Annotated in this window: 13 protein-coding genes; 11 read left to right on the forward strand and 2 right to left on the reverse strand. The window is 38.7% G+C overall.

The window, feature by feature from the left end; translation table 11 throughout:
• Positions 1-180 precede the first annotated feature (180 nt).
• Positions 181-2,511 carry a phosphoribosylformylglycinamidine synthase subunit PurL gene (gene purL, locus F6K15_RS07765; RefSeq protein ID WP_293059297.1) on the forward strand — a complete coding sequence of 777 codons (2,331 nt, stop codon included), beginning with the start codon at positions 181-183 and terminating at the stop codon, positions 2,509-2,511.
• A 213-nt stretch (positions 2,512-2,724) separates the two neighbouring features.
• Here the strand turns inward: purL and F6K15_RS07770 are convergent, their stop codons facing one another.
• Complete coding sequence (locus F6K15_RS07770) at positions 2,725-3,579, reverse strand: hypothetical protein (RefSeq protein WP_293059299.1); 855 nt, start codon at positions 3,577-3,579, stop codon at positions 2,725-2,727.
• A gap of 284 nt (positions 3,580-3,863) precedes the next feature.
• Between F6K15_RS07770 and F6K15_RS07775 the strand changes: the two genes are divergently transcribed.
• The 7 genes from F6K15_RS07775 (at position 3,864) to F6K15_RS07805 (ending at position 10,487) form a co-directional block, all read left to right on the forward strand.
• A complete protein-coding gene (locus F6K15_RS07775) occupies positions 3,864-4,445 on the forward strand; it encodes a hypothetical protein (RefSeq protein WP_293059301.1) in 582 nt (193 codons plus the stop codon).
• 79 nt (positions 4,446-4,524) lie between these two features.
• Positions 4,525-4,770 (forward strand): UPF0175 family protein, encoded by a 246-nt coding sequence (locus tag F6K15_RS07780; protein ID WP_293059304.1) that lies wholly within the window; start codon positions 4,525-4,527, stop codon positions 4,768-4,770.
• Positions 4,767-5,258 carry a DUF3368 domain-containing protein gene (locus tag F6K15_RS07785; RefSeq protein ID WP_293059306.1) on the forward strand — a complete coding sequence of 164 codons (492 nt, stop codon included), beginning with the start codon at positions 4,767-4,769 and terminating at the stop codon, positions 5,256-5,258. Before F6K15_RS07780 ends, F6K15_RS07785 begins: the two co-directional genes overlap by 4 nt.
• 339 nt (positions 5,259-5,597) lie before the next feature.
• Positions 5,598-9,140: a CHAT domain-containing tetratricopeptide repeat protein gene (locus tag F6K15_RS07790; RefSeq protein ID WP_293059308.1), complete on the forward strand. Its 3,543-nt coding sequence runs from the start codon at positions 5,598-5,600 to the stop codon at positions 9,138-9,140.
• Positions 9,141-9,322: 182 nt separating this feature from the next.
• On the forward strand, positions 9,323-9,739 hold the full coding sequence (locus F6K15_RS07795) for a XisH family protein (RefSeq protein WP_293059311.1): 417 nt from the start codon (positions 9,323-9,325) through the stop codon (positions 9,737-9,739).
• Positions 9,727-10,068 carry a XisI protein gene (locus F6K15_RS07800; RefSeq protein WP_293059314.1) on the forward strand — a complete coding sequence of 114 codons (342 nt, stop codon included), beginning with the start codon at positions 9,727-9,729 and terminating at the stop codon, positions 10,066-10,068. Before F6K15_RS07795 ends, F6K15_RS07800 begins: the two co-directional genes overlap by 13 nt.
• A 77-nt stretch (positions 10,069-10,145) precedes the next feature.
• Positions 10,146-10,487: a XisI protein gene (locus F6K15_RS07805; protein WP_293059317.1), complete on the forward strand. Its 342-nt coding sequence runs from the start codon at positions 10,146-10,148 to the stop codon at positions 10,485-10,487.
• Between the two features lie 291 nt (positions 10,488-10,778).
• Here the strand turns inward: F6K15_RS07805 and ileS are convergent, their stop codons facing one another.
• A complete protein-coding gene (gene ileS, locus F6K15_RS07810) occupies positions 10,779-14,237 on the reverse strand; it encodes an isoleucine--tRNA ligase (protein ID WP_293059319.1) in 3,459 nt (1,152 codons plus the stop codon).
• Between the two features lie 451 nt (positions 14,238-14,688).
• Here ileS and F6K15_RS07815 point away from each other — a divergent pair, with 451 nt between their 5' ends.
• The 3 genes from F6K15_RS07815 (at position 14,689) to F6K15_RS07825 (ending at position 17,794) form a co-directional block, all read left to right on the forward strand.
• Positions 14,689-16,746 carry an NACHT domain-containing NTPase gene (locus tag F6K15_RS07815; protein ID WP_293059322.1) on the forward strand — a complete coding sequence of 686 codons (2,058 nt, stop codon included), beginning with the start codon at positions 14,689-14,691 and terminating at the stop codon, positions 16,744-16,746.
• Positions 16,747-16,764: 18 nt separating this feature from the next.
• A complete protein-coding gene (locus F6K15_RS07820) occupies positions 16,765-16,956 on the forward strand; it encodes a zinc-ribbon domain-containing protein (protein ID WP_293059325.1) in 192 nt (63 codons plus the stop codon).
• Between the two features lie 112 nt (positions 16,957-17,068).
• Positions 17,069-17,794 carry a CHAT domain-containing protein gene (locus F6K15_RS07825; protein WP_293059328.1) on the forward strand — a complete coding sequence of 242 codons (726 nt, stop codon included), beginning with the start codon at positions 17,069-17,071 and terminating at the stop codon, positions 17,792-17,794.
• The last annotated feature ends 243 nt before the right edge of the window (positions 17,795-18,037 follow it).

An 18,037-nucleotide genomic window follows, 5' to 3' on the forward strand; every position in this document is an offset into this window, starting at 1 on the left:
CAATACCGATGCTACCGGACATGATATAAGAAAGAATTGGTGTTTGACTTATGGGAATGATGAATCTTAGACTAGGAAACGTTTTTCCAACTATTTCCTGTTCCCTGTTCCCTATTCCCTACTATTAATGAGATAATAAGACTACCAAAAAAAAGTTAGTCAACTTTCCCATTATAAATTATGTCACAAACTCCCTTTTCCCCAGAAGAAATAGCATCTGAAGGCATCAAACCAGAAGAATATCAAGAAATTCTCAACCGCCTCGATCGCCATCCCAATAAAGCAGAACTGGGAATGTTCGGTGTCATGTGGTCGGAACACTGTTGCTACAAAAACTCCCGCCCTCTCCTCAAACAATTTCCCACCACAGGTAAACGCATTCTCGTCGGACCTGGAGAAAACGCCGGAGTCGTAGACCTAGACAATGGACTCCAACTCGCCTTCAAAATAGAATCCCACAACCACCCATCCGCCGTCGAACCATTTCAAGGGGCAGCAACAGGAGTCGGCGGTATCCTCCGAGACATATTCACAATGGGTGCGCGCCCGATCGCTGTACTTAACTCCCTACGTTTCGGTTCCCTAGAAGATGCTAAAACTAGACGCATTTTTACCGGAGTAATTTCCGGCATTTCTCACTACGGAAACTGTTTCGGAGTACCTACAGTTGGTGGAGAAATCTACTTTGACCCTGCTTATACGGGCAACCCCTTAGTCAATGTCATGGCATTGGGTTTAATGGAAACTCCTGAAATTGTTAAATCTGGTGCATCCGGTATTGGCAACCCAGTCTTATATGTCGGTTCCACCACGGGTAGAGATGGTATGGGTGGAGCAAGTTTTGCTAGTGCCGAACTCAGCGATAAATCAATTGACGATCGCCCTGCTGTACAAGTAGGCGACCCATTCTTGGAAAAATGTCTAGTTGAAGCTTGTCTAGAAGCATTCAAAACAGGGGCAGTAGTGGCAGCTCAAGATATGGGTGCTGCTGGCATTACCTGTTCTACTTCAGAAATGGCAGCTAATGGTGGAGTGGGTATTGAATTTGACCTTGACAAAGTGCCAGTGCGAGAAACTGGGATGGTTCCTTATGAATATTTGCTCTCAGAATCTCAAGAACGGATGTTATTTGTTGCTGAGAAAGGTCGCGAACAAGAATTAATTGATATTTTCCAGCGTTGGGGACTTCATGCTGTGGTTGCGGGTACAGTTATTGAGGAACCTATTGTACGAATTTTATTTGAGGGGAAAATAGCAGCGGAAATACCTGCTACTGCTTTGGCAGATAATACTCCTATTTATCAGCGGGAGTTGTTGACTGATGCACCGGAATATGCTAAAAAAGCTTGGTCATGGAATTCAGCATCTTTGCCATCATGTACGGAAGCAGGTATTGAAGTGCAAGGAAATTGGCAAACTTGGAATGATATTCTTCTGACTTTATTAGATACTCCAACTATTGCTTCTAAACATTGGGTATATCAGCAATATGACCATCAAGTGCAGAATAATACTGTTATGCTTCCTGGTGGGAGTGATGCTGCTATCATTCGGTTACGTCCGCAAATTTCCACGGACAACCCACCATCAAATTCTGGTGTTGCTGCGACGGTAGACTGCAATTCTCGTTTAGTTTATCTAGACCCATATATGGGAGCAAAGGCAGTAGTGGCGGAAGCTGCTCGGAATCTCAGTTGTGTGGGTGCTGAACCTGTGGCAGTTACGGATAATCTCAATTTTGGTAGTCCGGAAAAACCTGTGGGATATTGGCAACTTTCGGAGAGTTGTCGCGGTATTGCTGAAGGTTGTCGGGAGTTGGGAACTCCTGTTACTGGTGGGAATGTGTCTTTGTATAATGAAACTTTGGATAGTGAGGGTAATCCCCAGGGGATATATCCGACTCCAGTTGTGGGAATGGTGGGTTTAATTCCCGACTTGACTAATATTTGTGGGCAAGGTTGGCAAGTTGAGGGAGATATTATCTATTTAATTGGAAATTTAGGAGTTGCTTCTTTAGCTGCTTCGGAATATTTGGCAACTGTTTATGGTGTGGTTGCTGGGAAACCCAGTGAGGTAGATTTTGATTTGGAGCGTCGGGTACAGGGAGTTTGTCGTTATGGTATCCGTCAAGGTTGGGTAAATTCTGCCCATGACTGTGCTGAGGGTGGTTTAGCGATCGCTCTGGCGGAGTGTTGTATTAGTGGGAAGTTGGGAGCTGAGGTTAATTTAGAATTAGCTGAAAAGTCAGATTTTCGGTGGGATGAGTTTTTGTTTGGAGAGGGTGGTTGCCGAATTTTGGTTTCTATTGCGCAAGAAAATCAGGAAATTTGGGAGTCATATCTCCAGGAAAATTTGACTAATTTTTGGCAAAAAGTTGGTCTGGTGGGTAATGCTGCAAGTGGTTTGCAAATTTTAGTTGATGAGGGAGTTTCTTTGATTAATTTAGAGATGGGGGAAATGAGCGATCGTTTTAACAATGCTATTGAAAGGCGGTTGAATAGCAGGGAATAGGGAATAGGGAACAGGGAACAGGGAACCCACCCCTCGCCCCTCCCCCTCCCAGGAGGGGAATAAAAAACTGATAATATAAGACTTTTAGCTATTGGACAGTTTTTGTAATTTGTAAATATGCCAGCGCACATTGCTATATATCCTCCACATTCCCCTCCTGGGAGGGGTTAGGGGTGGGTTATCCCCACTCCCCTACTCCCCCACTCCCCACACTTAGGGTGCCGCTTCGGGACTGAGAATAACAACATATTCCCCGCGATCGCTCTGCTGAATAACGACAACTGGAGGATGAGCATTTGGTGGAGCATTTTTTGGCAAAGAGGGGAATATATAATATTGACCGTCTCTATCGATCAGCAGTCGCCAGATAATTTGGCGAGCTTGAGGCTTGGTTTTGTCATTGTAATCTTGTAGTAGTAACTTTTCATATAATTCTAAATCTCCGATAACACGAAAACTGCCAACTTTAGGATCGTCTCCAGTATCGTCAATTTTTCTGCCTAATGGTAGTTTATTTTCTGGTGTTATTAAAGTCACTACTGGAAGAGATGATGTTTCGTTGCGCGAGTCTCGAATAGCATCAACTTTTCCCTGATTTTGACCGAGGAGAAATAAGGCTGTTAATAACCAGGTGACTATGACAATTTCATTAATTAAAATTTTGTCATATTTTTGATCGTTAACTGGTTGAAAATTGGGAAATGAAAGGAGGGTACGATTAATTCTATGGTGTTTGGTTTTCAATGTTTTTCGTAACAACCAAGAAATTATTTGATTAATAATATTTGCCAATTCTTGAGTGAAAAATTGAATTATTTTGAAACTAATTATGATGATGAGAAAAGTGGCGATCGCTATCTTAATAGTGCGCAAGATAGTAGAAATATCTCCGCTAGATATGTTGCCGAAAAATACCTGTATTGGCACAATTAAAAATGATTCAAAGGGTAAATCTAGGGTGGTTACTTCTAGTTGAAAATAACTGAAATAAGCCCAACGATAAATCCAACCTGTGAAATATAAACCGACTCCTAATACACTTAATAAACTAGCTATTTTACCAAACATTTTCTATAAATTCTGATTTTTTATGATTTTATACTAACAATTTTTAACTTTTATTTCTGCCATCCTTAACTAAGGCACTCTACAAAGAGTGCTTATCAAAATAGTTGGGTCGCGCAACCCCGCCGGGAAATGGCAAAATGTTTTTGAAGGCTTGCTCAAATCCTCGTTACAAAAACAACTTCTGACTTCTGACTTCTGACTTCCTAAAGGCTATCTCCGGAAAATTTCACTAACACAGTGGTTAAACATATTAGTAGTAACTAATATTTATATCCGGTATAACTATGAAGATAACTAAAATTATAATAATTTTTCTAGTTGCTTGTCTGACAGTAGTGGTAGGAGATATCAGACAGACTATCGCTAACCCTAAACTTATTGTAAAAACTGAATGTAAATCAACGGTACAACCTATTCCTTTTTCCTTCCCTACTAATGCGAGGGTGGTACTAAAAGATGGTGATAGTAGATCGGGTACGGTAATAGATATTAATTCTCAAGATATTACTATTAAAAAAGATCGGATTGTTCCAGAAGCGATCGCCAATATTGTTAGGATTAAGTTTAAGGGAGACATTTGGTGGCCAGAGTCTGATAAGCCTATCAGTTTTCGTGGGGATGAAGTAGAGATGAAAGGTCCACCCCGACGTTTTCAGGTGCGAATGGATAGTTTAGAATGGGAGGATGCAGAGAAAGGTATTGCAGTTATTAAACCTGAAGCTGTGGTTGGAGTAGATGAGGCAAAAGGTCTACCTAGAGATATGAAGTGTCCTGGTAAGAGTCGTTATATTGTCAGTGAAATGGAGTTTGAACTGGAGCAACAAATTTTAATTATTACTGCTACTTCTCACTCAAGAACAGAGTAGCATTTAGTATATTGAGTATTTAGTAGGTTGGGTTCCGGAATTGATATAATTATTAATTGTTAATTATTAATTGTTGAACATGAGCATTATTATTTCTGATCAAATTTTGTGTACGACTAGAATGACAGAATCTGAGATGAAACTGGAAATAGCTGTTATGCTTTTCCAAAAAGAAAAACTAACTTTAGGTCAAGCTAGTCGGTTTGCTGACATGAATAGAATTGCTTTTCAGCATTTATTAGCTAGTCGTCAAATTCCGGTTCATTATGACGTAAAAGACTTGGAAAAAGACATTGAAAACTTACAAAAAATGGGCAGATTATGATTGTTGTTAGCGATACTTCAGCTATCAATAACTTAGCCTCTATTAACCAACTGAATTTGTTGCACCAACTATACGGTAATGTGATTATTCCTACAGCAGTTTACAAAGAATTGACAGAAACAACTTTTCCGGTCCCTGGTGCAACTGAAGTTCAAACATATATTTGGATTTCAATTCGCTCAGTTACTAACCAAGCTATAGTAGAACTTTTGGAAACAGAACTTGACCCTGGTGAACTTGAGGCGATCGCTTTAGCGGTAGAAATGTCAGCAGATCAACTTTTGCTGGACGAGCGTAAAGGTAGGGCGGTAGCAGAGAGATTAAATTTACCGTATACAGGGGTTTTGGGGATTTTAATTGAGGCAAAAAGCCAAAAACTGATTCCTGAAGTCAAACCTTTGCTAGATCAGCTCATTCATCAAGCTGGTTTCTGGGTAGCAGAATCTCTGTACGACCAAGTTTTGAAAATTGCTGGGGAATATAGTTAATCAATGTTATAGTTACGCCCCCGTGGCAATCTTCTGCCCAGAAGTTAAATAACGAGATTGCTTCGGCTAACTTAACGCTTTTGTGAACAACATGAGGAGTTTACCAACCGCCTCGCAATGACATTAGAAGGTCGGCGGGTGTCATTGCGAGGGGGAGGGTTAACAGTTAAGTTTTGTGTTTAATAGTTACGCCCCCGTGGCAATCTTCTGCCCAAAAGTCAAATAACGAGATTCCTTTCCTGACGGAATGCTCCGCAAACGCTTTCGCTCGCAATGACACGCCGTTTTGTTTGGCGTAAGATATACATATTTGATTATTCATTTGAGGAAAATAAGACAATGAAACGAATTATTATTACCTCTCTAATAGGAATAACAACCCTGACTACAACTCCCCTAATACTGCCACTATTACCACAACGGAGTTACGCCCAAACTTCTAATTCTCAGGCAGAAAAGTTAGAGCAACTAATAAAAACAGCACGGCAACAAACAAGGCAATACCAATCTCAGGAGGCTATAGAAACGTTTCAACAAGCTTTAGCTATTGCCAGAAAAATTAAATACCGACAAATGGAGGCAGTAGCAAACCTTGGTCTTGGTTTCAACTATGATCGTATAGGCAAACGGCAAGAAGCATTAAACTTCTATGACCAAGCTTTGATAATTTTTCGGGAAGTAGGCGATCGCCCTGGAGAAGCTACTACCCTTAATAATATTGGTCTAGTTTACAGCAATATAGATGAACCCCAAAAGGCATTGGAATATTACCAGCAAGCTTTACCCATCTTGCAGGAAGTGGGCGATCGCCCTGGAGAAGCTACTACCCTTAATAATATTGGTGAAGTTTACTACAGTAGTCAACCCCAAAAGGCATTAGAGTACTTGCAGCAAGCTTTACCCATCATACAGGAAGTGGGCGATCGCTCAAAAGAAGCTACTACTCTTAATGATATTGGTCTAGCTTACAGCAATATAGATGAACCCCAAAAGGCATTGGAATATTACCAGCAAGCTTTACCCATCTTGCGGGAAGTGAATGATCGCTCACAAGAAGCTGCTACTCTCAATGTCATTGGCCTGGTTTACAGCGATATAGGTCAACCCCAAAAGGCATTGGAATATTACCAGCAAGCCTTACCCATCATACAGGAAGTGGGCGATCGCTCACAAGAAGCTGCTACTCTCCTTCATATTGGCAAAGTTTACAGCGATATAGGTCAACCCCAAAAAGCATTGGAATATTACCAGCAAGCTTTACCCATCATGCAGGAAGTGGGTGATCGCTCAAAAGAAGCCACTACTCTCAGTAACATTGGCGAAGTTTACCGTAGTATAGGTCAACTCCAAAAGGCATTAAAATACTACCAGCAAGCTTTACCTATTGATCAAGAAGTGGGTGATGGCTCAAAAGAAGCTACTACTCTCAATAATATTGGTGTACTTTACCGTAGTATAGGTCAACCCCAAAAGGCATTAAAATACTACCAGCAAGCTTTACCTATTGATCAAGAAGTGGGTAATCGCTCTGGAGAAGCTACTACTCTTCATAATATTGGTCTAGTTTACAGCACAATACGTCAACCCCAAAAGGCATTAGAGTACTTGCAGCAAGCTTTACCCATCATGCAGGAAGTGGGCTATCGCTCTGGAGAAGCTTCTACTTTCATTGGTATTGGTGAAGTTTACAGCACAAGTCAACCCGAAAAGGCATTAGAATACTTCCAGCAAGCTTTACTCATCACGCAAGAAGTAGGCGATCGCTCAAAAGAAGCTACTACTCTCGGTAATATTGGTGGAGTTTACCGTAGTATAGGTCAACCCCAAAAGGCATTAGAATACTACCAGCAAGCTTTACCCATCATGCAAGAAGTGGGCAACCGCTCTGAAGCAGCTATTGTTCTCAGTAATATTGGTTTAGTTTACTACGATATGGGTCAACCGCAAAAAGCATTAGAATACTACCAGCAAGTTTTACCCATCATGCAAGAAGTGGGCAACCGCCCTGGAGAAACTATTACTCTCAATAATATTGGTGAGGCTTACCGCATTGCAGGTCAACCGCAAAAAGCATTAGAATATTTCCAGCAAGTTTTACCCATCACGCAAGAAGTGGGTGATCGCTTTGGAGAAGCCATTGCTCTTAATAATCTTGGTGGGGTTTACTACGCTATAGGTCAACCGCAAAAAGCATTAGAATACTACCAGCAAGCATTACCCATCATGCAAGAAGTGGGCAACCGCTCTGGAGAAGCTACTACTATCAATAATCTTGGTGTAGCTTACCGCATTGCAGGTCAACCCCAAAAGGCACTAGAATACTTCCAGCAAGCATTACCCATCTTGCAAGAAGTGGAATATCGCTCAGGCTTTGCTACTACTCTCAGTAGTCTTGGTATAGTTTACCGAGATAGCAACCAAGCAGAAAAAGCCATAGACTACTTGAGGCAGTCAGTAAAAATCACCCTAGAAATGCGTGCGGGGTTAAAAAAAGAAAACCGCAAGGCTTTTTTAGGAGATAAGGATAGCGGAGCGATCGCTCTTATCGATCTCCTTATTGACCAAAACAAACCTGACGCTGCCTGGCAATGGTATAACCTAGCTACAACTTTCGACATCGCTGACTACACTCGCCTTATTAATGCCAAAGTAAAAAACTCAGAAGCTCAAACACAGATTAACCAATGGCAAGAAAACAATCAACAATTACAATTTCTCTACAGCAAAATAGAAGATGAATGGAGTCTCCAACTTTCCCAACAAATTAACCAGTTACAAGCAAAAAACAGCCAACTTGCCGAAAAAATCAGCAAGGAATACCCAGAAGTTGCCGAGCTTTTTGAATTCAAACCAAAAGACATCGACAAACTCAAAGCTAATATTGCACCGGATACTGTTGTTATTCAACCTGCTCTTTTAACTGGTATTAGAAATGTTCCCAATAGCATCGCCATATTCCTTGTCACCAGAGACAAACCCGTCTTAGTTAAAAAAATTCCCATAGATACCAAAGAATTTGATAGCATTCTCACCGAATATCGGGCCCAACTAGAAAACCCCAACGCAGATGACTTCGCCGCTAACCAAGAAAAACTCTATGACTATCTCATTCGCCCGATGGAAGCAGAAATAGCAGCTTACTCCCCCAAACAAGTTGCCATCATTGCCACCGAGAAATTGCGTTATATTCCCTTTGAAACCCTATACGATAATCAAGCTAACGAATATTTAATTGAAAAATATCCCATCCACTACCTCACCCGCATCTCTTCCCGCATCAAACAGCAGGAAAAAAAGACTCAATCTATGAAAGTATTAGCATTTGGCAATCCCCAACCCACAAAAAAAGACCTCGCTGGTGCAGAGGATGAAGCCAAAATTATCGCGGAACAGTTACCAAACAAACATTACATTCGAGAAGAAGCAACCCTCCCTCGTTTCAAAAACGAATCCCTTGGTTTTCCTTTAGTGCATCTCGCTACCCACGGTTGCTTTCAAAAGGATGGTTGCCCTGGTATCGGTTTAGAAGCAAATACTATTTTGTTTGCCAATGGAAAAACTTTTAATATCAGAGATGCTGCACTTTTAGGATTAGAAAATACTGATTTAATCGTTTTGAGTGCTTGCCAAACTGCCATGAAAGCAGACTCCAATGGTGAAGAAATAGCGGGAGTTGCCTATTTATTTGAGCGTGCGGGTGCGGATGCTGTGATTGCCAGTTTATGGAATGCGGAGGATGAGATGACAAAGGATATTATGGTAAAATTTTATCAGAATTTGCAACAAGGAATGACCAAGGTGGAAGCATTACGTCAGGCAAAGTTAAGTTATAAGGATGAAAGGCCGTTTTATTGGTCGCCTTTGATTTTAATTGGCAATTGAAGGAAGAAGGAAGAAGGAGGAAGGAAGAAGGAAGGAGGAAGTTAAAAATTGTAGGGTGTGTCTTGAGTGCTAAAATTTAGATTAGGAAAGGTATTAAACAATCCGTTTTCACGCACCGCTTATCCCATTTTTCAGCAAACCCTAATTATGATATAGTCTGAAAAATAAGCAGGAAGGAAATAATGCCAGCAAAAGATACTTATCATCAAGCTGTCAAAAATGCTTTAATTAGAGATGGTTGGATAATTTTAGCAGACCCTTATGTAATTAAATACAAAGATGCTGAATTATTTGCTGATTTAGCAGTAGAAAAACCTATTGCTGCTGAAAAAAAAGGAGATAAAATTGTTGTCGAAATTAAAAGCTTTTTAAGTCCCTCGCCCATGAGAGATTTTGAAATGGCTTTAGGACAATATATTTTATATCGAAATTTAATCAATCTTACTCAACCAGAGTATCAAATTTACCTAGCAATTAAAGACAGTGTTTACGAAAACTTTTTTCAAAGAGATTCAATTCAAGATATTACTAAAATCAATCAATTACTTTTGATTATTGTTGATATTGATCGGGAGGAAATCACCAAATGGATAAATTAGAAAAATATCGTAATTATATTAAAAAGATATTAACTGAATATCACGAATGGGTTTTAGGTTCAAGCAATTTAGACCGAGAAAGTTGTCTTGTTTTTGACGAGATACACGATCAATATTTTTGGCTGTTTATGGGTTGGGAAGGAAAGAAAAAAATCAGAAATATTCAAGTTCATATTCGGATTAAAAATGAGAAGATTTATATTGAGGAAGATTGGACGGAAGAAGGTATTGCTAATGAGTTATTAAGGGAAAATGTACCGAAAGAAGATATTGTTTTAGCTTTCCACGATCTTGAAACTCGTAAGTTAACTGATTTTGCTGTTGTTTAAAGGATTTGTTTTGTCATATATATAGTAACGTTATCAATTCCTATAGTAATTGACATTAAAAAAGAGGAAATTATTAAATGGATAAACTAATTCATTATCAAAATATCATCAAACAAATCCTAACTAATTATCAAAGAATATCAGCACAAGTTCCCGATCCTGATATAGATGAGGTATTAATGTTTGATGACGAAAGAAGTCAATATCTTTGGTTTAATATTGGCTGGAAAAATGATAGACGAATTCAAGCAATTACTGTTTATATTCGGATTAAAAATGAGAAGATTTATATTGAGGAAGATTGGACGGAGGAAGGAATTGCTAATGAGTTATTAAAGGAAAATGTACCGAAAGAAGATATTGTTTTAGCTTTCCACGATCCTGAAAATCGTAAGTTAACTGATTTTGCTGTTGTTTAAATTATAGGATTTTATTTAGGGTTTGCTGATTAAAACTCAAATAATTACCATATAAAAGTTTTAGCCTTTTTAAGTATTGAAAAAGTACATGGTTTTCAGCTCTTCATGCTCAAAAAGTTAGCATTTTTAGCGCATAGTTGGGCAAAAAAATTCTCCCCTACTCCCCTACTCCCCTACTCCTTAAAAAAGACTTTTTCAGCAAACCCTATTTAGTATAGACGGTGCGTTACATTTCATTAACGCACCTTACTAATAGCTGATAGCTGATAGCTGACTGCTGATTGCTTTTTGTTAAAATTCCCCTGCTAAAGCAGCAACACAACGTTCACAAATAGTGGGGTCTTCTGAAGAAACACCGACATGAGTAGAATAATTCCAACAGCGGTCGCATTTCTCACCATCAGCTTTGACTACTCCTACTCCTAAAGAGTCTGAAATAGATTTATATTCAAGGTTACTTAAAGCTTCTGGAGACTCTAATAATTCTACCTGAGAAGTAATAAACAGATAACGTAACTCATCAACTCCATTACCAGCTATTTTTGCTTTCATATTATGAGGTTTTTGAGGTAAAGTTTCTGTTTCTACTACTTGTAGAACAGGTGTCAAATCCACTTTTTTAGTAGTAACATAAGCCCCTTCTGGCGAGACTAAAATTGCGGACTGTTTAACTGTATTATCTGTTGATTTTTTTCGTTTTGGTGGTAATAAAACATCTTTGCCAAATATATCTTCTGTGGTCGATTTAATTTTTTCAGACAACTTTTGCCGATTTTTAGCAAATAATAGGTCTCCAGTCACAAAGCGAATTGTCCAGATAATTCCTACTAATTCCATGATGTAATTTACTAAAGGCAGTTGGTGAATTGTTGTTAATACTGTTAATGTTACTCGGATTAATAACAGTAATATCGCGATAAAAAATACTGCTCCTAAAACTTTTTGATACCCACTAAATACTTTACTCAAAATATCGACAAATCCTGATAAAAAGTTCTGGCTTTGAGTAAAATTAGCAGGAGATTTTGCTTGGTTCTTAGGAGTTTTATTTTCTGTTTTTTCGGGTTCAGTTTCTATTTTGGCTTCCAGAAACTCTGACTGACTTTTTTCTGCTTTAGCAATAGGATTAAAAGTTTGTATTTGCTCCCGTAATTCCGCATCTTTTACATACAACAATACCTTTGCTTCTAGAGGCGCACCAATAGCTTTTTCTGCCCGTGCTTTTTCCAAAACTTTATTGACTTCAGTACGAGTTTTTCGTAACTCTTCCCATAACTTAGCCAACTCTGGGTTATGCCATTGTTCCTCCATTTTCACCCACCCAGACTCAAATACAGACTTGTAGGGAGTTGGATAAGGAATATTTTGCCAAATATCTTCTGCCATGTGAGGTAAAACTGGAGCGATCGCTTTTGCTAAATTTTCTACAGCTACAGCTAAAACAGTCTGACAACTACGCCGTCTGTAAGCATCAGTGGCGCTGATATAAAGTCTGTCTTTAGCAATATCCAAATAAAAATTAGATAAGTCAACCACACAGAAATTTTGAATTGTTTGGAAAAAGCGGAAATACTGAAACTTCTCAAAACCATCCTTTACTTCGGCAAATACCTCTGTCATCCGGTGCAACATATAACGGTCTAACTCTGGCATTTCCTCATAAGCAACAGCATCTTTTGCCGGATCGAAATCATGGATATTCCCCAATAAAAATCGCGCAGTGTTTCTAATTTTGCGATAAATATCTGCTATTTGCTTGAGAATATTTTTACCCAGGGGTACATCGGAAGAATAGTCAACAGAGGAAACCCACAAACGCAAAATATCTGCACCATAAGGAGGTTCTTGTTTTTTATTGTTGCCGCCTTCGATAACTATTGACGGGTCTACCACATTCCCCAGAGACTTACTCATCTTGCGACCATTTTCGTCAAGCACAAAACCATGAGTCAAAACAGTTTTATATGGTGCAACACCATTCGTAGCAATACTGGTCAGCAAACTTGACTGAAACCAACCGCGATGTTGGTCAGAACCTTCCAAATAGATATCAACTGGATACTTTAACCCATCCCTTTGTTGAGCAACTGCCGCCCAAGATGAACCAGAGTCAAACCAGACATCCATCGTATCCGTACCTTTCTGGTATTTTTCAGCATCTGGGCGATATTTTTCTGGTAAAAGCTCCTCCACCGACATTTCCCACCAAGCATCAGAACCTTTTTCCGCAACAATTTTTTGCACATGAGCAATAGTCTCCTCAGTCAACAAAGGTTCCCCAGTCTTTTCCTCATAAAATACCGGAATAGGAACCCCCCAACTTCTTTGTCGAGAAATACACCAGTCAGAGCGATCGCTCACCATAGGAGTAATACGGTTTTCTCCTTGAGCAGGTATCCACTGCACATCAGCGATCGCTTTCAAAGCTTCATTGCGGAAACCCTCTACAGAAGCAAACCATTGTTCCGTTGCTCGGAAAATAGTTGGTTTTTTAGTTCGCCAGTCATAGGGATATTTATGTTCGTAGGGTTCCTCTTTCAGCAGAGAATTAGCATTTTGCAGTGCTTCAATGATGGCAACATTTCCCTCTTTTAATACATTCAACCCTGCAAACTCTCCCGCTTCAGCAGTAAATTTCCCATTGCCATCCACAGGAGACAAAATTGGTAAACTATAACGTTGCCCTACAATATAGTCTTCCTGACCGTGACCGGGAGCAGTGTGAACTAAACCCGTACCTGAGTCAGTAGTAACGTAGTCGCCACCAATAACAATATTACTTTCCCGGTCAAATAGCGGATGTTGGTAAGCACAATTTTCCAAGTCTTGACCTTTGACTGTCGCTACAGGTGTTAAAGTTGTACCCAAAGTTGCCGACAAACGTTCCACTGCTTCTGCTGCAACGATAAATAATTTGTCTTCTCCCATTGCATAGTCAGCATCCGGTTTAACCACAGCATAGTCGAGGTCTGGGTTAACACTGACTGCCAAATTACCAGGAATAGTCCAAGGAGTTGTCGTCCAGATAGCAACCCAGAGTTTTTCCAGATAAGGTTTGAGAGATTTTTGAACCGCTTTTGCTAGTTTCGTAATTTTAAAAGCAGCATAGATACTCTGAGATGTGTGACCTTCAGGATATTCCAGTTCAGCTTCTGCAAGAGCAGTCCTAGAACTCGGACTCCAATGCACAGGTTTAAGACCACGATAAATGTAGCCTTTCAAAACCATTTTGCCAAATACCCCAATTTGAGCAGCTTCATATTCTGGAGTCAGAGTCATGTATGGATCTTCCCAGTCTCCCCAAACTCCATAACGTTTGAATGACTCCCGTTGTTTATCTACAGTTTCCAGAGCAAAGTCTCTAGCTTTTTGACGTAATTCTATAGGTGTGAGTTTTCCCCTTTCTGCTGATTTAAGATTTTGAATAACTTTTAATTCAATAGGTAAACCGTGGCAGTCCCAACCAGGAACATAACGCACTTTTCGTCCTTGAAGAATTTGATAGCGGTTAATAATATCTTTAAGAATTTTATTCATAGCATGGCCAATGTGTAGGTCGCCATTAGCATAAGGCGGGCCATCATGTAGGGTAAATATTTCCCCTGGGTTGGTCTCTGAGAGACGTTCGTAGATTTGTGATTCTGCCCAAAACTTTTGTAGTTCTGGTTCGCGAGTGACTGAGTTTGCCCTCATATTAAATTTGGTTTGGGGCAAGTTTACGGTGTCTTTATAGGATTTGGCTTCAACCATTAGATTTTAGATTTTTCTGTTAGTATATTCAGAAATTTTAGACTTATTTCTTTGTATAGCAGAAGGAAGAAGGAAGAAGAAAGAAGGAAGAAGAAAAAAAATATTGAGTTATCTGAGTTTTAAGCTTTTAATCTGTCCTAACTTTTCCTTCGAGTGTTATATCATCCCTTGTCTAGGATTTTAGTCGTGTTTAATCTTATCTGCATAACTGTCTGTTTATCTTAATCTTGTTAAAAGAGTAGATCTATCAACAAAAGAATTTGGTCAACATTTGCAGGTGGCTTTTATTTATTGTAGCATAAAAGTTACAAATTGAAGTTAAAATTAGATTTATTCGGAAAAATGGAAATTGAACCAGAATATTTTATTAGTAATTAACCGCCTGAAATAACCTATTTGTTGATGGAGGTTATTTGAGAGAAAAGTTTCTACATTTAATAATTAGCAACTTATGAACCAACAATCAAATTTCCATCAACGCATAAATATTGATGGTGCTGCCTCCGTCGAAGGTCAAGTTGGTCAAGCTGGACGAGATTTAATTCAGTTTGCATTCAATATTGGTTTGTTTCGTCGAGAAGTCAAACCTTCAACTCAGCAAGAATATCGCTGGCGCAAACAACTACTAGACCAAGTTCAAAAAAATTGGGTAAAAGATGTCTTAGAAAGGTCTCTGCATAATCAAGCTATGATTGACCTGGGACTGGAAACACGAGATGATTTGGTCAAACGTCCCTTTAGCAAGATTGGAATTCCCCCCCAAGAGTCACAACAACCTGTATCTACAACTGGAGGAATAAATACTGCATTCGGTGGCATGGGAGAACGGCGAACTCTACTAATTTTAGGTGAACCCGGAGCGGGGAAAACAACCATGTTGTTGAAACTGACACGGGAGCTAATTGCTGAAAGGGATAAAAGCTTGAATCAACCTATACCCGTAGTTTTAAACTTATCCTCTTGGGCAAAAAAGCGGCAAAAAATCGCTGACTGGTTAGTTGATGAACTTCACGGTGAATATCATATAAATAAGCCTACGGGTAAAGGATGGGTGCAAGAGCAACAACTGCTACTTTTGCTTGATGGTTTAGATGAGGTGAAAGCAGAATATCGAGAAGCTTGCGTCCAGGCAATTAATCAATTTATGCAAGACTATGGGTTAGTTGAGATGGTAGTCTGTAGTCGCATCAAAGATTATAAAGCTCTCCCGACTCGTTTGAAAATGCGGGGTGCTATCTATGTTCAACCTCTGACATCAGAACAAGTTAACCAATATTTAGATAAAGCAGGGTCACAACTACAGGGTGTGCGAACCTTATTGCAACAAGATACAGCTCTGCAAGAGATGATGAAATCTCCTCTGATTCTAAGTATTGTCAGCATTGCTTACAAAGATATGTCTGCTGAAAATTTATCTCCAATGGGTTCTATTGAGGAACGTCGTCAGCATATTTTTGATACTTATATTGAGCGGATGTTTCACCCTCATGGACGAACTCCGCCGATGAAATATAAGCCAGAGGAAACCAAACGTTGGCTGACTTGGTTGGCGACTCGGATGGTGCAGGAGTCTCAAACTGTGTTTTTGATTGAGAAAATACAATTTACTTGGTTAGAAAAGAAGGGAGAACATATTTTTTATTTCATTGTTAGTATGTTAGCTTCAGGGCTAACTGTAGGGTTGATTGTTTTGCTTCGTGTAGGGCTAACTGTAGGACTGGGTGTAGTGCCGGGTGTGGTGCTGATTTCTGGGATTATTTCTGGGCTGACCGGAGCGGAAATTAAAACTGTTGAAAGCTTAAAATGGTCTAGTCAAAGGTTCATAAAAGCCATAAGACAAGACATTAGAGGGCTGTATCTGAATTTTATACAAAATTTCCAATTTGACCTGATTTCTTTTATAATTTTTTTGCTGATTTCTTTTATAATTTTTTTTCCGTTTTTTTTGCTGAGTTTTATGCTGTTTATTGCGCGGGGTTTTCACTTATCTGTGATACTAATTCTTTTTATACCGTTTATTGGGTTCTTTGTTGTACTAACTTTTTTGATATTTTTGAGTTTTTTATATGCTCTCATTGAAGGATTAAAAGGACCAGAAATAGAAACTAAAAAGGTAGCCAATCAAGGATTAAAAAAATCTGCATTTAATGCTCTATTTTTGGGGATAATTATGACTATAGTGGCAGGAATACTAGGATTAGGTATAGAGCTAATTATAATTCTTTTGCAGATTATAATTACTCAAGAAATATCTCAAGTAATACATTTTGGATATTCAAGATTTTCTATGCCATTTGGTCTAATAATGGGGATAATTTTTGGAGGTGGATATGCTGTATTCCAACACTTAACTTTACGTTCAATGCTTTATCAAAAAGGCTTTGCTCCCTGGAATTATGCTCGTTTTCTTGACTACGCCACAGAATTAATATTCATGCAAAAAGTTGGCGGAGGTTACATCTTTATTCACCGGATGTTACTGGAACACTTTGCTAAGATTAAACCATAAACTTTTGCAGAAAGTCCTGTGAAAATTTCTCAGTCAATAGACTTAGCAAACAAACCAATTTTAGAAAAATTAAATCCTGTTTTATCAAAACAAGTTCAGACTTCAGAACCTGAATCAATTTCACATAAAATATGTAGGAATTGCCAACATAAAAATCCACATGATTATAACTTTTGTTCCCAGTGTGGAACAGCACTAAATTATCACTAATTTTTTGACTGAAATAATGACATCATAATTGTATGTAATTGTACTTGATAATCAAAATATCTAGAAGGGCTAAAGCCCAACTACAAACTATTAATTAAAGGAAATTATAACCATGAAAAAAATACTCATTTTCTTATCTAATCCCACAGATTCAAGTCAGTTACGTTTAGATAAAGAGCATAACGAAATTGACGAAGTCTTGAAACAATCAAAAAAACGAGACGAATTTCAAATAGTCAGTAAATTAGCCGTTCGAGTCAAAGATTTACGACGAACATTATTAGAATTAGAAGATAACGAAAAGGCAATTGTGCATTTTTCTGGTCATGGTACAAGAAGTAAAAGGCTAGTTTTAGAAGATGATTCTGGCAAAAGCAAACTCGTTAGTAGTGAAGCCTTAGCCCAACTTTTTAAACTCTTTCAACAGCAAGTAGAATGTGTAATTCTCAATGCCTGCTATAGCGAAGAACAAGCCAAAGCAATTCATCAATATATTGACTGTGTTATTGGTATGAATCAAGCAATTGGAGATAAAGCAGCGATTAATTTTGCCACAGCATTTTACGAAGCATTAGGAGCAGGAAAAAACTATGAAAAATCTTTTGAATTTGCTCGTAATTCTCTGAATTTAGAAGGAATTCCTGAGTCAGAAACTCCAAAAATTAGATATCGACCTCGACGTGATAATTCTGATATTCAGGAAACAAAAGCATCTAAAAATACAGATAATTCACCCCCTCCAACTGTATCTAAAATAATGACAATTACTGATAGTCCTGTTGAAGGTCAACTGGCTCAAGCTGAAGGCAACATACATCAATCTTTCAATAAATCCTAATCTTTCGGACAAAGTTCAAACGAAATAGATACAGCATTAGCCGAATTAGAAAAACTGAAACAGGAAATTTCCTCAACAAATTCTCTCAGTTTAATTCAGAAAAAACAAATAGAAATTCCTGTAGAAATGTTAGAAGGAGAATTAAAGAAACCGAAGCCCGATAAAAGTTTAATAGATGAAGCTGTTGAGGCACTAAAAAAAGGATTAGAAGGAGTATAAAAATTAGCCAGACCTGTGATGAAA

This window comes from Okeania sp. SIO2B3 (assembly GCF_010672525.1).
GTDB lineage: Bacteria > Cyanobacteriota > Cyanobacteriia > Cyanobacteriales > Microcoleaceae > Okeania.